Source organism: Kordiimonas sp. SCSIO 12603, from assembly GCF_024398035.1.
Lineage (GTDB): Bacteria > Pseudomonadota > Alphaproteobacteria > Sphingomonadales > Kordiimonadaceae > Kordiimonas.
Genome location: NZ_CP073748.1, coordinates 401,208 through 416,925, shown reverse-complemented (window position 1 = coordinate 416,925; position 15,718 = coordinate 401,208). Strand labels below are relative to the sequence as shown.

16 protein-coding genes are annotated in these 15,718 nt (G+C 47.6%); 11 read left to right on the top strand and 5 right to left on the bottom strand.

Annotated elements, in window-relative coordinates:
• Nucleotides 1-7 precede the first annotated feature (7 nt).
• On the bottom strand, nucleotides 8-1,234 hold the full coding sequence (locus tag KFE96_RS01865) for a UbiH/UbiF/VisC/COQ6 family ubiquinone biosynthesis hydroxylase (RefSeq protein ID WP_255834328.1): 1,227 nt from the start codon (nucleotides 1,232-1,234) through the stop codon (nucleotides 8-10).
• Between the two features lie 311 nt (nucleotides 1,235-1,545).
• Here KFE96_RS01865 and KFE96_RS01860 point away from each other — a divergent pair, with 311 nt between their 5' ends.
• Entirely contained in the window at nucleotides 1,546-3,906 is a 2,361-nt protein-coding gene (locus KFE96_RS01860; RefSeq protein ID WP_370650552.1) for a DNA translocase FtsK 4TM domain-containing protein, read from the top strand.
• A 28-nt stretch (nucleotides 3,907-3,934) separates the two neighbouring features.
• A complete protein-coding gene (locus KFE96_RS01855; RefSeq protein ID WP_255834326.1) occupies nucleotides 3,935-4,609 on the top strand; it encodes an outer membrane lipoprotein carrier protein LolA in 675 nt (224 codons plus the stop codon).
• An 8-nt stretch (nucleotides 4,610-4,617) separates the two neighbouring features.
• Here the strand turns inward: KFE96_RS01855 and aroQ are convergent, their stop codons facing one another.
• Nucleotides 4,618-5,154, bottom strand: coding sequence for a gamma subclass chorismate mutase AroQ (gene aroQ / locus KFE96_RS01850; RefSeq protein ID WP_255834325.1), 537 nt, complete (start codon nucleotides 5,152-5,154; stop codon nucleotides 4,618-4,620).
• Between the two features lie 151 nt (nucleotides 5,155-5,305).
• Here aroQ and KFE96_RS01845 point away from each other — a divergent pair, with 151 nt between their 5' ends.
• Genes KFE96_RS01845 through KFE96_RS01835 form a run of 3 tightly spaced genes read left to right on the top strand, consistent with a single transcriptional unit; the run spans nucleotide 5,306 to nucleotide 7,031 of the window.
• Nucleotides 5,306-5,893 (top strand): hypothetical protein, encoded by a 588-nt coding sequence (locus KFE96_RS01845; RefSeq protein WP_255834324.1) that lies wholly within the window; start codon nucleotides 5,306-5,308, stop codon nucleotides 5,891-5,893.
• Between the two features lie 22 nt (nucleotides 5,894-5,915).
• On the top strand, nucleotides 5,916-6,698 hold the full coding sequence (gene xth, locus KFE96_RS01840; RefSeq protein WP_255834323.1) for an exodeoxyribonuclease III: 783 nt from the start codon (nucleotides 5,916-5,918) through the stop codon (nucleotides 6,696-6,698).
• Nucleotides 6,699-6,704: 6 nt separating this feature from the next.
• Complete coding sequence (locus tag KFE96_RS01835; RefSeq protein WP_255834321.1) at nucleotides 6,705-7,031, top strand: hypothetical protein; 327 nt, start codon at nucleotides 6,705-6,707, stop codon at nucleotides 7,029-7,031.
• 62 nt (nucleotides 7,032-7,093) lie between these two features.
• On the opposite strand, the gene KFE96_RS01830 is transcribed toward KFE96_RS01835, so the two are convergent.
• Entirely contained in the window at nucleotides 7,094-7,789 is a 696-nt protein-coding gene (locus tag KFE96_RS01830; RefSeq protein WP_247019720.1) for a response regulator transcription factor, read from the bottom strand.
• Between the two features lie 219 nt (nucleotides 7,790-8,008).
• On the opposite strand from KFE96_RS01830, the gene ribA reads away from it, so the two are divergent.
• Nucleotides 8,009-9,103, top strand: coding sequence for a GTP cyclohydrolase II (gene ribA, locus KFE96_RS01825; RefSeq protein WP_255834318.1), 1,095 nt, complete (start codon nucleotides 8,009-8,011; stop codon nucleotides 9,101-9,103).
• A complete protein-coding gene (locus KFE96_RS01820) occupies nucleotides 9,103-9,621 on the top strand; it encodes a L,D-transpeptidase (RefSeq protein WP_255834317.1) in 519 nt (172 codons plus the stop codon). The genes ribA and KFE96_RS01820 overlap by 1 nt, the downstream gene beginning before the upstream one ends.
• Here KFE96_RS01820 and KFE96_RS01815 read toward each other — a convergent pair whose 3' ends face one another.
• Nucleotides 9,622-10,314, bottom strand: a complete 693-nt coding sequence (locus KFE96_RS01815) for a YggS family pyridoxal phosphate-dependent enzyme (RefSeq protein ID WP_255834316.1) — start codon at nucleotides 10,312-10,314, stop codon at nucleotides 9,622-9,624.
• A 62-nt stretch (nucleotides 10,315-10,376) separates the two neighbouring features.
• Here KFE96_RS01815 and KFE96_RS01810 point away from each other — a divergent pair, with 62 nt between their 5' ends.
• Nucleotides 10,377-10,979 (top strand): thiamine phosphate synthase, encoded by a 603-nt coding sequence (locus KFE96_RS01810; RefSeq protein ID WP_255834315.1) that lies wholly within the window; start codon nucleotides 10,377-10,379, stop codon nucleotides 10,977-10,979.
• A gap of 3 nt (nucleotides 10,980-10,982) precedes the next feature.
• On the opposite strand, the gene KFE96_RS01805 is transcribed toward KFE96_RS01810, so the two are convergent.
• Nucleotides 10,983-11,858: an outer membrane protein gene (locus KFE96_RS01805; RefSeq protein WP_255834314.1), complete on the bottom strand. Its 876-nt coding sequence runs from the start codon at nucleotides 11,856-11,858 to the stop codon at nucleotides 10,983-10,985.
• Between the two features lie 247 nt (nucleotides 11,859-12,105).
• Between KFE96_RS01805 and KFE96_RS01800 the strand changes: the two genes are divergently transcribed.
• The 3 genes from KFE96_RS01800 to lptE all read left to right on the top strand — a co-directional run bounded on the left by KFE96_RS01800 (nucleotide 12,106) and on the right by lptE (nucleotide 15,711).
• Nucleotides 12,106-12,540: a DUF3576 domain-containing protein gene (locus tag KFE96_RS01800; protein ID WP_247019731.1), complete on the top strand. Its 435-nt coding sequence runs from the start codon at nucleotides 12,106-12,108 to the stop codon at nucleotides 12,538-12,540.
• 108 nt (nucleotides 12,541-12,648) lie between these two features.
• Nucleotides 12,649-15,213 (top strand): leucine--tRNA ligase, encoded by a 2,565-nt coding sequence (gene leuS / locus KFE96_RS01795; RefSeq protein WP_255834313.1) that lies wholly within the window; start codon nucleotides 12,649-12,651, stop codon nucleotides 15,211-15,213.
• A 9-nt stretch (nucleotides 15,214-15,222) separates the two neighbouring features.
• Nucleotides 15,223-15,711 (top strand): LPS assembly lipoprotein LptE, encoded by a 489-nt coding sequence (lptE, locus tag KFE96_RS01790; protein ID WP_255834312.1) that lies wholly within the window; start codon nucleotides 15,223-15,225, stop codon nucleotides 15,709-15,711.
• Nucleotides 15,712-15,718: the final 7 nt, after the last annotated feature.

Here is a 15,718-nt window from a genome sequence, read left to right as displayed (position 1 = left end):
GTTTGGATTAAAGCGCTTTTTCGCCTCGTAGCAGTTTTGGTAGATCACCCACTGTACCACGGGCATGGGACATGAAGAAATTCTTCAGCGGCACTATTTTATCAACGGCTGCCATACCGAGATCTCTCGCGAGCATTAGTGGTTCGATATCGTTAGAGAACAGGCGGTTGAAAATATCCGTGATGGCATAGATAGAGGCGTTATCTGTGGTGCGCCACTGTGCGTAGCGGTTGAGCACTTGTGTCGAGCCAATATCAAGGCCAACTTTTCTGGCGTCAACGAGCACTTCAATAAGAGCTGCCACATCCTTAAGGCCCAGGTTAAGCCCTTGGCCAGATATTGGGTGGATACCGTGGGCAGCATCACCAAGAAGCGCGAGCCGTTCAGCCACATAATCATGTGCATACTGAAGAGAAATAGGGTAAGCCCAGCGGCCACCAATAATTTTTACGTCACCAAGGAAATCACCAACCCGGCGCTGTACTTCCGATTGGAAGGCGCGGTCTGAAAGGCTCATGATTGTTTCTGTCAGGTGGCTCTTTTCAGTCCATACAAGAGAAGAACGGTTGCCGGTAAGCGGCAGGATCGCAAATGGACCAGAAGGTAAGAAGCGTTCGTGGGCAATACCGCAGTGGCCGAATTCATGTTCTATAGAACATACAATACCGTGCTGTTTGTAATCGATCTTGGATGTTGGAATGCCAGCATGCGCGCGTACCATACTGCCGCGACCATCAATCCCGAGCAGCAGTTTTGAAGTGATTACACGGCCATCTTCCAGATTGACTGTGGCAGATGCTTTATCTCGTTTTATATCAGCTACTTTTGTTGGCGCCAGAAAGGTAAGGTTATCAAGCTCTTTCATACGCTCGAAAAGGGCGATTTGGGTATGGCGGTTTTCAACCAGATGACCAAGAGGGCCGTCGCCCAGTGTTTCATTATCAAAATGCAGATGTAGAAGGGACGGTCCGTCAGATACTCTGATCTCAAGGATCGGCTGTGCATACGGCTCCATATACTGCCAAACGCCAATAGCTTCAAAAAGCTGGCAGGAAGCAAAAGCAAGCGCGCTTGAACGGCCATCATAAGAAACATCCGTAAGGGCTTCTTGGGCTGCTCTATCAACAACGGTTACATCAAAGCCGTGATCAGCCAAGCCGATCGCTGCCGTAAGGCCAGCTAAACCGCCGCCAATGATGGTGATATCACTTGTAAGTTCTGTTGTTTCAGCCATTCTATTGCCACCTGAAAAATACTGTCTGTTTGGTCTAAGCCTATTCCCTCTAGCTGTCCAGAGGCAGGTTGCCGCAGAGAGCGATTATAGCAGAAAAAGCCCGCCACTTTATCGCCGCTCTTGTCCCCTAGCATGTTTACGCACTAAAGTACTGATTGGATAAACAAAACATTCTTCACTCGGGGAAGGGAGCATCACTGGTGGCAGCACGGAAAAAGCCAGCGGCAGGCGCTGCGGCAAAAGCGAAAAAGGCACCGAAAAAAGCGGTAGTGGCCAAAAAGGACAAAGCGCCTTTATTGCCCCCAGCCTTTATGCTGTTTCTAAAAAGTAGCAGTTGGCGGCTGTTTGGTGCGGCGCTGTTCCTCATTGGAGTGGCAATTGTTTTGTCGCTAGCGACCTATAATCCAAGTGATCCAAGCATTAATAATCAGACATCAGCAGAAATTACCAACCTCCTTGGAAGTGTTGGGGCCAATATCGCTGATGTGTTAATGCAAACGCTGGCACTTATCAGCTATATGCTTGTCCTTCCTTTCCTTGTATGGGGCATCAAAGTGATGCGCCTTCGTTGGCTGCCTATGTTCGCCCTGAACATTGCGATGGTGCCGATTGCGCTTGTTCTATTCGCAATTGCAGCGAGCCCTGTGGCGCCTGATCCCTCATTTACTATTCAAACAGGGTATGGCGGTTCACTTGGGCAGCAGTTCTATCAGCTTCTGAATGAAATGTTTGATGGCGTCATAGTGATCCCGGTGTGGGTATATGGTGTTGTTTTCACTATTATTGGCCTGCCAGTTTATGCCTTCTCGCTAGGCCTTAACAAAGGCGAATGGGTTGCCGTTGGGCGGACTATTAAAAACACCAGCGTTTGGATTGGTTCCAATATCTGGGCAGGTTTACGTGCTATTGGCCGCGGACTGGCACTTACGGCACGTGTGATGTTCCGTAAGAGTGATACTGCCGAAGATACATACGAAGAATATGAACGGATAGAGCCTGCAGCCACGCGCACAGAACGTAAGAAACGTGAAAAAGAGGTGGCAACACCAAAAGCCGAGAAGCGGGTAAAAGCACCAGCTGAGCCGAAGCGAGGCAGGCGAGAAGCCCGTGAAGCACAGGTAACCCTTGATTTCGGCGATACAGGTGACTTTATGCTCCCTGCTCTTGATCTTCTTGCGCCTTCACCGCCGCCTGAGAAATTGAACCGTATGAGCGCGGATGCGCTTGAGCAAAATGCCCGTATGCTTGAAGGTGTGTTGGAAGACTTTGGTGTTCAGGGTGAAATTCAGGATGTGCGCCCAGGCCCTGTGGTAACGCTTTATGAGCTTGAACCAGCACGCGGTGTGAAATCTGCCCGCGTGATTGGTCTTGCGGACGATATTGCCCGCTCTATGAGCGCTATTTCCGCTCGTGTGGCGGTGGTGCCGGGCCGTAATGCCATTGGTATCGAACTCCCGAATGTGGACAGGCAAACAGTATTCCTCAGAGAGCTTCTAGCCTCCAAAGATTATGAAGCCACTAAAGCCCGTCTTCCTGTGGTGCTAGGTAAAGATATTGGCGGTGCGCCTGTGGTGGCAGATCTTGTTTCCATGCCTCACTTGCTTGTTGCGGGTACAACAGGTTCCGGTAAATCGGTTGGTATCAACACCATGATCCTGTCGCTTCTTTACCGTCACAGCCCTGAAACGCTCCGTTTCATCATGGTTGACCCGAAAATGCTGGAACTTTCCGTCTATGACGGTATCCCGCATCTATTGACACCTGTTGTAACAGAACCGAAGAAAGCGGTTGTTGCGCTTAAATGGGCGGTGCGGGAAATGGAAGAACGCTACCGCAATATGTCCAAGCTTGGTGTGCGGAACTTGGCAGCGTTTAACAAACGTATTCAGGAAGCCAAAGAAAACGGTGAAGTACTGGCGCGTGAAGTACAAACAGGTTTTGATAAAGAAACCGGCCAACCAATTATGGAAAGCCAGGAGTTTGATTTCGAGCCACTACCATTTATCGTAATCGTGATTGATGAGATGGCTGATCTGATGCTTGTGGCGGGTAAGGATGTGGAAGCTACCGTGCAGCGCCTTGCCCAGATGGCTCGTGCTGCTGGTATTCATGTTGTGATGGCAACCCAGCGCCCTAGCGTGGACGTAATCACCGGTACCATTAAGGCCAATTTCCCAACCCGGATCAGTTTCCAGGTTACTTCGAAGATCGATAGCCGAACTATCCTTGGTGAACAGGGGGCTGAACAGCTTCTCGGTATGGGTGATATGCTCTTTATGGCGGGCGGTGGCCGTATCCAGCGTGTGCATGGTGCCTTTGTTTCTGACAGTGAAGTAGAAGATATTGTAAATCACCTGAAGAAGCAGGGCGCGCCTGAATATCTGGATAGCGTGACAGAAGAACCTGAAGAAGGTTTTGACAGCCCGTTCATCCCAGGTCCAGCTCAGTCAGACGAAGATAAAGCCAACAGCCTTTATGATCAGGCCGTGAATATTGTACTTAGGGACCGCAGGGCTTCCACAAGTTATATTCAGCGCCGCCTGAAAATTGGCTATAATAAAGCCGCAACGCTTATTGAAGAAATGGAAGAACAAGGTGTTATCAGTGCACCAAACCATAAGGGGCAGCGGGAAATTCTTGTGCCTGAGCGTGAAGAAGAATTTGGCGGCTAAAAAGAAGAACGACACGAAGGATAAGCTAATGCTGAAAGCATTGATGTTTGGAGTTATTGCACTGTCTGCTGTGCCCGCCGCGGCGCAGCACAACAGCTTGCCGCCACTTAAGGAAGAAACGGTGGTGGAAGCCCCGACCCTTAAGGCGCTTAAGCTTGTGCAAACCTTTATGGATGAGGTGAAGAGCCTGAAAGCGCATTTTGTACAAATGGCACCGGGTGGTAACCGTTCAGAAGGTACACTTTATATGGCGCGGCCCGGTAAAGTACGTTTCGATTATGATGGTGATATCCCGTTTCTTGTAGTGGCTGATGGTAAAACCGTAAATTTCATTGATTATGAGATTGGGCAGGTAACCAAATGGCCCGTGAAAGATACACCGCTTAGAGCCCTTCTTGGGGACTCCACTGATCTTGCCTCTATCAACGCCCATATTGAATATGAACCATCTGGTATTGAAGGCCTTGTGGCACTTACTGCCCAAGATCCTGATAAGCCGGAGATAGGGCGTATCACCGTATATTTTGAAGAAGCGGATGTGCCGGGAGGTTTGAAGCTTCTTAGTTGGGGTGTGGTGGATGCTCAAGGCCAACTTACCACTGTTGAGCTATCAAAACAGGAAGCCAATCTACCGATCGCTGATAAGCGCTGGAGTTTTGATGATCCACGGGGCGTAAACAAACGCCGTAGAAATCGTAGATAGGGTGTGTTCTAGAGAGAACAGTGTTCAGAGCTTTTGGGTAAAACGCCTTGGGCTGCAATAACCCAAGCCAATTTTATCTCGGTGCTTACGCGCAGTTTTTCCGCGGCATTTTGAAGTTGTTTACAGCTAATGTCGCCGTCTTTTAGAGCAATTAGAAATTCCTGAGTGATAACATCAATTTGTGGACGGATATCTTTGCCGAGATCAGGGGCGGTTTCAAACTTGATGTTGTTCTCAGCCCATCCTTTTATATAGGATGTTTGCAGTTGTTTAGCGGCTGTAATTTGAGCTTTCAAAGCTCGGCTTGCTCGCTCCTGAGGGATACCCACAGTCTTTGCTTTTTCCATAATGCGTTTGAAAATAATGGCTTCCCGTTTCTTATCTTCAACAGGCAGTTTATTAACATATTTATACTGCGCGACGGCTTTCATTAAATTCAAGCGCTTGGATATTATGTCCGGCATTACTTCGCCGGAAGCATAGGCATGAGCAGTAGCGGCAACCACTAGAATACTAAGGAATGCTGTAACCTTTTTAAGAAACATAATTTATCCAGTCGTTATAGAAATGGAATTGAATTTCCTGTTGGGAAAATCATATGAGCAACAAGAATGATTTATAGAAATTATTCTACAATAAAATACAAATTAGGTTACAAACAACAGATATAGTCTGACCGATATATAGGATTGTTCATTGCAAGATATTGATAGCGACATTGACGAGTTATTTGAAGATTTCCCAAGTCTGAAATCTGTCGCCCCTTTCATTGAAGTAGCCCAGAATGTGCGCTGGTTCAGAAGCGTTGGTGATCCGCCAAGCGATTATTCCCGCCAGATTTCCCGTGATTATGCAGATTTACTCGGTTTTCCGGAAGCTGATCCTGTGTTTCTGCCTGAATGGGAAGATGCAGCTGCTGCCGCTGAAAACCCAGAACTTAACAGTATGGCATGGGAAGCAGAAGAACAGCTCCGTGCTTCTCTAACTACTGATGTGCTTGATGTGATTGATGAAAACGTACTTGAGATGGTGATGGCTCATGTTGCGAAATCTATCTCAACAGTGATTGAGGAAAGCGCACGGGAAGCGGCAGAATATCTGCGCATTGATGATGAAGAGTTTGTGCAGGCAATCTCTGGCGCTGCGGCACAGGCCTGTTATCAGGCAGCGCTTGTAAGTATGGCAAACCCGGAGGATGATCATCCGTTTGTGAAGCGCTTCCAGTTGTTTGAGCAGGGGCACTGGCCTATTACTATCATTGGAAGCAGTTTCCTGATTTTCTAATTTTTAAGCGAAGAGATTTTTTATGCGGCTCATTACATGGAACATTAACTCGGTTCGCGCACGCCTTGATATCGTGAAGCAGCTTATTGAAGAATATCAGCCAGATGTTCTCTGCCTGCAGGAAACCAAGGTGCAGGACCATATGTTCCCTGAAAAATTCTTCGCTGAAAATGGTATGCCGCATCTGGCAATCCACGGCCAGAAAAGCCACCACGGTGTTGCGATTGCAGCCAAAGGCGAGTTCGCCGATAGTTTCAAGATTGATTGGTGCGAAAAAGGTGATGCCCGCCATGTGGCAATCAAACTGAATGAAGGCCCGACCGTACATAACTTCTATGTGCCCGCTGGTGGTGATGAGCCAAACCCGGAAGTGAATGATAAATTCGCCCACAAGCTTGAGTTCCTTGAGGAAATGACAGAGTGGTCAGCACAGCTCGACGAGCCAAGCATTCTGGTGGGTGATCTTAATATTGCGCCTCTTGAAGAAGATGTATGGGACCATAAAAAGCTTCTTAAGGTGGTGTCGCACACACCTGTTGAGGTGGAAGCTATGCTGAAGCTGATGGAAGCCCATAGTTGGCATGATGTAATGCGTGAGTTCGTACCAGAAAACGAGAAACTCTATAGCTGGTGGTCATACCGCGCGAGGGATTGGTCAAAAGCAGATAAAGGCCGCAGGCTTGATCATGTCTGGACCAGCCCAAGCCTTAAGGGCAAAGCCGTGAAGATGGAAGTACTCAGGAATGCACGTGGCTGGGAAAAACCATCAGATCATGCACCAGTGCTTGTGGATTTTGAATTTTAGAGGCGTATGAAGATAAGGAAAATATTAGCTAAAACACTGGCGGTTTTTGCCGCTTATTTGGCTATTATTGTTTCTTATATTTCGCTGCTGGTGCTGGATGACCCAACTTTTGAACAAGTCTGGAATGTTACCCACAGGATTGGATTACCTGTTAGTTTGGTGAGTTCTCTGCCTTATATGCTGATAGATATACTTATGCACCGGTTTTTAAGGAAAGGTTGGGTAAAGGCCTTTACAGGCACGTTTTCCTTTGGCGCGATCCTGCTTGTAGTTTCGTTCTTTATGGGTGGTTATATCTATTTCAATGTACTGGATATCTCAGGCCTGATTTAACAATTTGAGAATACAAAAAAGGGCGCTGAAAGCGCCCTCTTCTTTAAAACTCTCAAATCTGCTTAGTGTGCGAGGCCTTGCAGGCTATAGCCACCTGGTTCTGTTACCAGAAGGCGTGCCATGCCTGGCTCGCTTTCAATCTTCTGGCGTAGGCGGTAAACGTGCGTTTCAAGTGTGTGTGTTGTCACACCGGAATTATAACCCCATACCTCAGCAAGAAGCTCTTCGCGGGCAACAGCATTGCCGCCAGCGCGGTATAGATACTTCAGGATAGATGTTTCTTTTTCGGTCAGGCGTACTTTTTTGCCAGATGCTTTTTCTTCAAGCATTTTACCAGAAGGACGGAACTGGTAAGGGCCAATATCGAAGGTTGCGTCTTCGCTTTGCTCATACTGGCGGAAGTGAGCACGGATACGCGCCATCAATACAGTGATGTTGAACGGCTTGGTGATATAGTCGTTTGCACCAGCATCAAGACCAAGCACTGTATCTGCATCAGATACGTTACCTGTAAGCATCAGGATCGGTACAGAAACACCATTTTTGCGAATACGCTTACAAAGTTCACGGCCATCCATATCAGGCAGGCCAACATCAAGAAGCATCATGTCCACTTGATTGTCTTTAAGGAACTCAAGTGCATCAGCGGCACAACCATGTTGCTCAACAGCAAACTCCTCATAAAGAGCAAGCTGATCAGCCAAACCCTCACGTAAATCTACGTCATCATCAACAAGGAGAAGTTTTCTTACCGCCATTCGTCTATCCTTCAGTTAAATTCTATTATTCTTCATTATAATAGCATGAAGCTCTATTAGTTTTAAATACTCTGGCCTATATAGGCGTTGAATCTAGAAAGTGATATCAACTCCGCTCACATTTGTTTGAACGGCAAGTTATTACTATATAGTTACGACGTAACATAAAAATGTAAATGCCCTACTGACAATTGAAAAAAATAGCCTATATGTGGGCACATGAAGACCTTAGACCATACCTTGTTGAGATTAGAACGTGCAGCTGATGATTTGCGGCGCGGTATCCCTGTTGTCGTAAAAGATGGTGCTCGCGCGCTGTTGGTTTTTCCTGCGGAAATGGCGAACATGCCAGCTCTTAAGAATTTCGATGATTTGGTATCCGGTAGTTTTGTTATGCTAACAAACAATCGGGCGCTTTCCTTGAAAGTGGCGGGTAAAGGTTGGGCTGTGGTACGGGTTGCGCGTCCTGCTTGGATGACAGCCGAAGATATGACAGCCCTTGCGGACCCTACACTTGATCTATCCACGCCGCTGAAAGGCCCGTACAAACGCCTCGAGCATCCTGACGAAGCGATTGATAAAGCCGCTATTAAAATGGTGAAGTGGGCTCACTTGCTACCAGCCGTTATTGCTGCTGAAATTGAGGGTGCGGCTACATTTGCTGAACAGCATGGTTTTTATGTTGTGGAAGCGGATGATGTATTGAAGGTGGATTACACACAGGCAAGCGCCCTTACCCAAGTTGCCTCCGCGCGTGTGCCGCTTGAAGGGTCAGAGAACACAAGGCTTGTTTCCTTCCGTCCTATTGCAGGAGGCATTGAGCATATTGCTATTTTGGTGGGTGACCCATCCCCATCAGAACCCGTATTGATGCGTATCCACAGTGAATGTTTCACTGGTGATTTGCTTGCGTCCCTTAAATGCGACTGTGGTGAGCAGCTTAAAGGCGCTATTAAGGCTATTGCAGAAGCAGGTGGTGGCATTGTGCTGTATCTGGCGCAGGAAGGCCGGGGTATTGGCTTGATCTCCAAGTTGAAGGCATATGCCCTTCAGGATCAGGGATATGATACGGTGGATGCCAACACCCGCCTAGGCTTTGATGTGGATGAGCGGATTTTCGCACCTGCCGCTGAAATGCTGAAGGCGCTTGGCTTTGAAAGCGTAAGGCTGATGACTAACAACCCCAATAAGGTTGAAGGGCTGGAAAGTTACGGCGTAAAGGTAGCTGAGCGTGTGGAGCATAAGTTCCCACCAAACCCACATAACGTAAGATATCTTGCCGTTAAGAAGGACCGCACAGGGCATCTTCTTTAATGATTTGGCAGGTTACAGCATTAGCGCAGGATAGCAGGCAGGGCATGTTGGAAGGCCCTCTGGTTTCTGCCAAATGTGCGTTAGGGAGATCAGGGATTATCCCTGAAGATAGCAAAGAAGAAGGGGATGGTATGTCGCCTGCTGGCACATATCCGTTCCGCCGTGTTTTTTTCCGCCCTGATAAAATCGAAGAACCTATCACACTTCTTAATGTGCAGCCGCTTTCTGCTGATCTTGGTTGGTGTGATGACCCGGAAGATAAAGCTTATAACAAACTGGTACGTCTGCCTTATGGCCCCAGCCATGAAAAGCTGTGGCGGGACGATGATGTTTACGATGTGATTGTTGAATTGGGCCACAATGATGCACCGCCTGTAGCTGGGAAGGGCAGTGCTATTTTTATGCATATTGCTCGTGAGGGTTATACACCGACAGAAGGCTGTGTAGCGCTGAAACTTGAAGATATGCTTGCGTTTCTCAGGCTGGTAAAGCCTGAGGACCTGATCAAAATTGGCTGATTAAGCCCGGGAAGAATAATCCCGTTCTCCGAAAATACTGGTACCTACACGAATATCTGTCGCACCCATGCTGGCGGCTAGTGCGTAATCCTTGCTCATGCCCATTGATAGCTTTGTAATGCCGTGCTGGCGGCCAAGCTTTCTAAGAAGGGCGAAATGAAGGGATGGGTCATCGCCAACGGGCGGAATACACATCAGGCCTTTAATCTCAAGACCAAGGGTTTTGCATTCAGCAAGTAAGGCTTCTAGATCTTCCACCATACAGCCGCCTTTTTGCTCTTCTTTGCCTGTGTTTACTTGAACATAAATTGGTAGCTGGCGGTTTTGTTTTTCCATTTCGCTCGCTAAAGCACGGGCAAGTTTGATGCGGTCAACGGTTTGGATTTCATCAAACAGTGCTACAGCATTTGCAGCTTTGTTTGTCTGTAGGCTACCGATCAGATGAAGCTCAACACCGTCGTACTTTGGCTTTAACTCGCCCCAGCGTTCTTCAGCTTCCTGTACACGGTTCTCTCCGAAGATACGTTGGCCAGCTTCAAGAGCCGCTATAATACGTTCTTGTGGCTGAACTTTTGAAACCGCAATAAGGCGCGGGTTCGGGTTTGGCATATCAGCATGTCTGCACATTGCTTCAACTTCATCCTTGATGGTTTCAATGTTTGCGGCAATTTGCTCTTTGAGTTTAGTGCTCATTTTATTGTCCTTACCCGTGAAAGCGCTTTTTCGTGGCTCATGGTATGTGCTAGGGAAAGAGTATGGTCAAGTCACTCCTTCATAAAAGATCAATCAGCAGCGCACTTGCTTTAGGCAGGAAGGCTGGTGTGCCCAATCTTATCTTTATGACCGATAGCGAACGCGTGCCGGATATTGTTAGTGCCTGTTCAAGACTTCCAGCTGGCAGCATTATTATATGCAGGGATTATCACCATGTTGATCGTCGTGGTTTTGCGGCGGAACTCAGAGCTATTACCCGTGAAAACAATCAGTTTCTAATGGTGGCGGGTGATATAGAACTGGCGCATTATGTGGGGGCAGATGGTTATCATATGCCTGAGTACCAGTTGAAAAAACCACCAAACCTGGCTGATCTTGGTCTAGTAAGCGCAGCATGTCATACAAGGCAGAGTTTGAAAAAAGCCGAAAGGCTTGCGGTGGATTTTGCCTTGATGTCGCCGGTGTTTCCAACAGCCAGCCATCCGGGCATCCAGCATATCGGTGTTCACAGACTCAAACGTATAATTGAAGGTGTAAAGGTGCCCGTTGTTGCCCTTGGCGGTGTGAATAGAAATACTGTAGGCGCACTTAAGGGGTTACCACTTATCGGTATTGCGGCTATTGATGCTTTTTCAAGAGAATAGATATTAGAATTTCAGACGGCCGCCAAGGAAGATCGCTTGGGCATTATCAGCTTGCCCAGGATTTACCAACCAGTGTTCACCATAATCATAGTAACGTACACCACCTGTAAGGCCCAGCGTATTTGTAAGACGGTAACTTGCGCCAAGTTCAACTGAGATCACGTTACGAGCCTCGTTCTCAAGGCCGTTTAGGTCAGCACCTTCTGTATATTCGCTGAGAGAAAGGCGCGCGCCGAAAGCATCATCCTGATAGGAAAGTCCTACGTCAAAACCGATTGCATCACTTGTAAACAGGTTTGTATGGCGTGTGATAGAAGCATCAACACCAAAACCGGAATATCCGAGAGCAACACCGAAGTTTTCTTCACGATTGGCAATGCTACTGTCAGCAAAGGCGGTAAGGGACTGAACACCATCCAAGGAAAGTTTAAAACTGCTTTGAACTTCAATATTTAGGCCGCTTTTTGCTTCACCATCTTTCGCGCCGAGCGTTAAGCCGATACGGCTACTACTATCTACCAGTTCTTCGCCAAATTCGTTATTTAGCGAGCCTGTTGGAGATAAAAGTGAAGAAAAAGATGGACGTAATTCATAATCCTGCTTCTTCCATTTATGGCTAGAGCGCGAATCACTCAGTTTAAATGGTGAGCTTTCTTGCCCGCTTTTACCCCTTAAACTTAACTGAAGTTCTTTAAGAGTTCTGGGTGCAGATGGTGATTTTACACTGTGAGTGTTAAGTGCTTGCTGCACAACATAGGACGCAAGATTAGGCTCGAAATCCCCAGATTGCGCAGAAATATCAGCATCGGCGGCAAAAGCTGTTGCCGTTGATGTCATTGCTGCAAGAGCAACGAAGCTATATTTTACTACGCGTTTCATACTTTGGAAGATTCCAAAAAAAGATTACAAATTCCTTACATGGTATGGGCTTATACCCCTATTTTGCAATAGGTTGAGGCAAAAATGCGGTGAGTTGTTGCTCCCTTGCCACTATTTGAACGCATTTCTGGCTAGTAACTGAGGCAATGGGTCGTTATAAACCGCATAAGGCTCTTTCTGGAATCAGTAAGTTTGCGGTATAAACAGCCGGAAAAGCACATAAAAAACGAATCTACGGGGTTTAAGTATGTATAAATTTGCCCGTTCGCTGATGATAGTTTCAATGACTGTAGCGCTTGGTGCCTGCAGCATATTCGGCGGCAATAAAAGCGGATCAGATGCGGGGCCAAAGGTCACGGCGATTGGTGTGAACGGTTATCTATGGCAGGCAACACTCGATACGCTTTCCTTTATGCCGTTTGATCAGCTCCAGCCTTCTGCTGGCGTTATTCTAACTGGATGGCATTCAACACCGGAAGCGCCAAATGAGCGTGTTAAATTGACAATTCGTTTCCTTAGCCTGGATTTGCGTTCTGATGGTCTTAAGGTTTCTGTAATTCGTCAGGAAAAGCAGAACGGCGAATGGATCAATGTACCAGTACAGGCGGGAACTGCGTTGAGAGTTGAAGAAGCAATCCTTACTGCTGCTCGCCAAATGAGAATTGAAAACACTGAAAACTAGGTTCAGTGCTTTAAAAAATGAATATGTGTTTGGCCGGGCTGTTAGCGCGGCCGTTTCCGATTAAGGCCCCCGTTTTCCGGAGCCGTTACAAGGTTAAGAGAAAATACCATGTCGCGCTATAACGCAAAGGCAACTGAAGCCAAGTGGCAAAAGGTTTGGGCAGACGCCAAAACTTTCAAAACAGATACAAATTCTGACAAGCAAAAATATTATGTGCTTGAGATGTTCCCATACCCGTCTGGTCGTATCCATATGGGCCACGTGCGGAACTATACACTTGGTGATGTTGTGGCGCGTTACCGCCGTGCTAATGGTTTTGAAGTGTTACACCCAATGGGTTGGGATGCGTTTGGTATGCCAGCTGAAAATGCTGCGATGGAGCGCAAGGTACACCCAGCGGACTGGACATATGATAATATCGCCAACATGCGTGATCAGTTGAAGCAGGTAGGCTTTGCGATTGATTGGGACCGTGAGTTCGCAACCTGTGATGCTGAATATTATGGTAAAGAACAGCAGCTATTTATTGATTTCTTTAAGAACGATCTTGTTTACCGCAAGGAAAGCTGGGTGAACTGGGACCCGGTTGATAACACAGTACTTGCGAACGAGCAGGTGATTGACGGCAAAGGCTGGCGTTCTGGTGCGGATGTTGAACGCCGCAAGCTTTCCCAGTGGTTCCTGAAAATTACAGACTTTGCTGATGATCTGTTGGGTGGCCTTAAGACGCTGGACCGCTGGCCTGATAAAGTACGCTTGATGCAGGAAAACTGGATTGGCCGCTCTGAGGGGTTGAAGTTTGATTTCACTGTTGATGAAACAGGCGAGAAGCTTCCAGTTTATACAACACGTCCCGATACGATCTTTGGCGCTAGTTTCTGTGCGATTTCTGCCGATCACCCGCTTGCGCTTAAGCTTGCGGAAGATAATGTAGAAATGGCTGCTTTCATGGAAGAGTGCCGCGCGGGCGGAACTACAGAGGAAGCGATCGAGAAAGCGGAGAAGAAAGGCTTTAACACAGGCCTTCATGTGCAGCATCCGTTTGACCCTGAATGGAAGCTGCCGATCTATATCGCAAACTTTGTTCTGATGGATTACGGCACAGGCGCGATTTTCGCTTGCCCTGCTGGCGATCAACGTGACCTTGATTTTGCACGCAAGTATGATTTGCCAGTAATTCCTGTTGTACTTCCTGAAGGAGAAGAAGAAGCAGGCTTCACTATCGGTGATGAGGCCTATACCGGTCCAGGCAAGATGATTAACAGCCGCTTTATGGACGGTATGGCGCATACTGACGCAAAAGCAGCGATGATTGATCGCGCCGAAAGCGAAGGCTGGGGTGAGCGTACAGTGAACTTCCGCTTGCGTGACTGGGGTGTTTCCCGTCAGCGCTATTGGGGGACACCAATCCCGTTCGTACACTGTGATGATTGTGGTGTGGTGCCAGTAAATTCGGAAGACCTGCCAGTTAAACTGCCAGAAGATGTTTCTTTTGAAAAGCCTGGTAACCCGCTTGAACACCATCCAACATGGAAGCACACTAAATGTCCGTCATGCGGCAAGGATGCAGTGCGCGAAACCGATACTATGGATACCTTTATGGACAGTTCGTGGTATTTCCTTCGCTTCGTAACACCAGACGCTGAAGCACCATTTGAGTCAGGTGCAGTGAACGAATGGTTGCCTGTAAACCAGTATATTGGTGGTGTTGAGCACGCTATTCTCCACCTTCTTTATGCTCGTTTCTTTACTCGTGCGCTTAACCATGTAGGCCGCACAGATATTAAAGAACCGTTTGAAGGCTTATTCACACAGGGCATGGTGAACCACGCTACATATAAAGATACAAACGGTGATTGGGTTTTCCCTGAACTTGTTCGTAACCGTGAAGACGGCACTCTCTTCCGCTCTGACAATGGTCTTGAGGTAACTGAAGGCCGCATTGAGAAAATGTCCAAGTCCAAGAAAAACGTGGTGGATCCGGACGATATCATCGATCAGTACGGCGCAGACACAGCCCGTTGGTTTGTGCTTTCGGATAGTCCTCCAGAGCGTGATCTTCTTTGGACAGAATCTGGTATTGAAGGCGCGTGGCGCTTTACCCAGCGCGTTCACCGTATGGTGCTTGAAACAGCGAAAGATTTGCCTGCTGCAGGCACAGCTGTACCTGCTGATCTATCTGATAGTGCGCTTCAAATGCGTAAGGCAGTGCATAAAACGATCAAAGGTATTACCTCTGATATCGAGAACCTGCATTTCAACAAAGCAGTGGCGCGTATTTATGAATATGCAAATGCTGTTAGCGCGAAATCAGGTGGTGCTGGTAGCGCTGAGGTGAAACGTGAAGCACTTGAAACGCTTATCCTCCTTATCAGCCCTATGATGCCGCATTTAGCGGAAGAAATGTGGAAAGAATTAGGCCACGATAGCCTGGTATCTGAAGCAGATTGGCCAAAAGCCATTGAAGAATTCACCGTGGATAACACAGTGAAAATGGCGGTTCAGGTGAACGGTAAGGTGCGCGATACTATCGAAGTAGTGAAAGATATGCCAAAGGATGAAGTTGAAGCTGTTGCGCTTACAAGCGAGAAGGTGAAAAACTTCATCGATGATAAAACAATCCGTAAAGTGATTGTGGTACCGGGCCGTATCGTTAACATCGTTGCTAACTAAGGAAAAAACATGACGCGTTTGATTGCTGTATTTTCGCTCTTCCTGCTCACGGCTTGTGGGTTCAAGCCGCTTTATGAGGTAGGCGGTTCGAGTGCAGCGCTTCAGGCGCAGTTTTCTCAGGTAGAGGTTGCGCCTATCCCTGATCGTCTTGGTCAAGTTATGCGTAACCGTTTGTTGGATAGGCTTAATTCATCGGGTAACAAATACCGTTTGGAAGTGGTGCTTGAACAGTCTTCTGAACAGTATGGAACACGGCCGGATACCGCGAAAACGCAGGAACAGCTTACTATGTTTGCGAACGTGAAGCTCATTTCCTTCGAGGGGGCTGAGCCTAAGGTAGTGATTGAAGAGCGTATGCGTGCTCGCACTTCTTTTGATGTTGTTCAGTCTGATTTTGCGGCGGTGGCGCAGCGGGAAGATAGCGCTGAACGCTTGGCGCTTGAGATGGCAGAGCGTATCCAGCGCCGTCTGGCTCTTTATTTTTCTCAGGTAAACTAGGGGCGAA

Excerpts from the sequence above, each read along its gene's own strand:
- ribA (WP_255834318.1), top strand. The coding sequence starts at position 8,009 with ATGAAGACCTTAGACCATACCTTGTTGAGATTAGAACGTGCAGCTGAT.
- KFE96_RS01865 (WP_255834328.1), bottom strand. The coding sequence starts at position 1,234 with ATGGCTGAAACAACAGAACTTACAAGTGATATCACCATCATTGGCGGC.
- KFE96_RS01855 (WP_255834326.1), top strand. The coding sequence starts at position 3,935 with ATGCTGAAAGCATTGATGTTTGGAGTTATTGCACTGTCTGCTGTGCCC.
- KFE96_RS01835 (WP_255834321.1), top strand. The coding sequence starts at position 6,705 with ATGAAGATAAGGAAAATATTAGCTAAAACACTGGCGGTTTTTGCCGCT.
- xth (WP_255834323.1), top strand. The coding sequence starts at position 5,916 with ATGCGGCTCATTACATGGAACATTAACTCGGTTCGCGCACGCCTTGAT.
- KFE96_RS01815 (WP_255834316.1), bottom strand. The coding sequence starts at position 10,314 with ATGAGCACTAAACTCAAAGAGCAAATTGCCGCAAACATTGAAACCATC.
- leuS (WP_255834313.1), top strand. The coding sequence starts at position 12,649 with ATGTCGCGCTATAACGCAAAGGCAACTGAAGCCAAGTGGCAAAAGGTT.
- KFE96_RS01860 (WP_370650552.1), top strand. The coding sequence starts at position 1,546 with ATGCTGTTTCTAAAAAGTAGCAGTTGGCGGCTGTTTGGTGCGGCGCTG.
- KFE96_RS01805 (WP_255834314.1), bottom strand. The coding sequence starts at position 11,858 with ATGAAACGCGTAGTAAAATATAGCTTCGTTGCTCTTGCAGCAATGACA.
- KFE96_RS01830 (WP_247019720.1), bottom strand. The coding sequence starts at position 7,789 with ATGGCGGTAAGAAAACTTCTCCTTGTTGATGATGACGTAGATTTACGT.
- aroQ (WP_255834325.1), bottom strand. The coding sequence starts at position 5,154 with ATGTTTCTTAAAAAGGTTACAGCATTCCTTAGTATTCTAGTGGTTGCC.
- KFE96_RS01800 (WP_247019731.1), top strand. The coding sequence starts at position 12,106 with ATGTATAAATTTGCCCGTTCGCTGATGATAGTTTCAATGACTGTAGCG.
- lptE (WP_255834312.1), top strand. The coding sequence starts at position 15,223 with ATGACGCGTTTGATTGCTGTATTTTCGCTCTTCCTGCTCACGGCTTGT.
- KFE96_RS01810 (WP_255834315.1), top strand. The coding sequence starts at position 10,377 with ATGGTCAAGTCACTCCTTCATAAAAGATCAATCAGCAGCGCACTTGCT.
- KFE96_RS01820 (WP_255834317.1), top strand. The coding sequence starts at position 9,103 with ATGATTTGGCAGGTTACAGCATTAGCGCAGGATAGCAGGCAGGGCATG.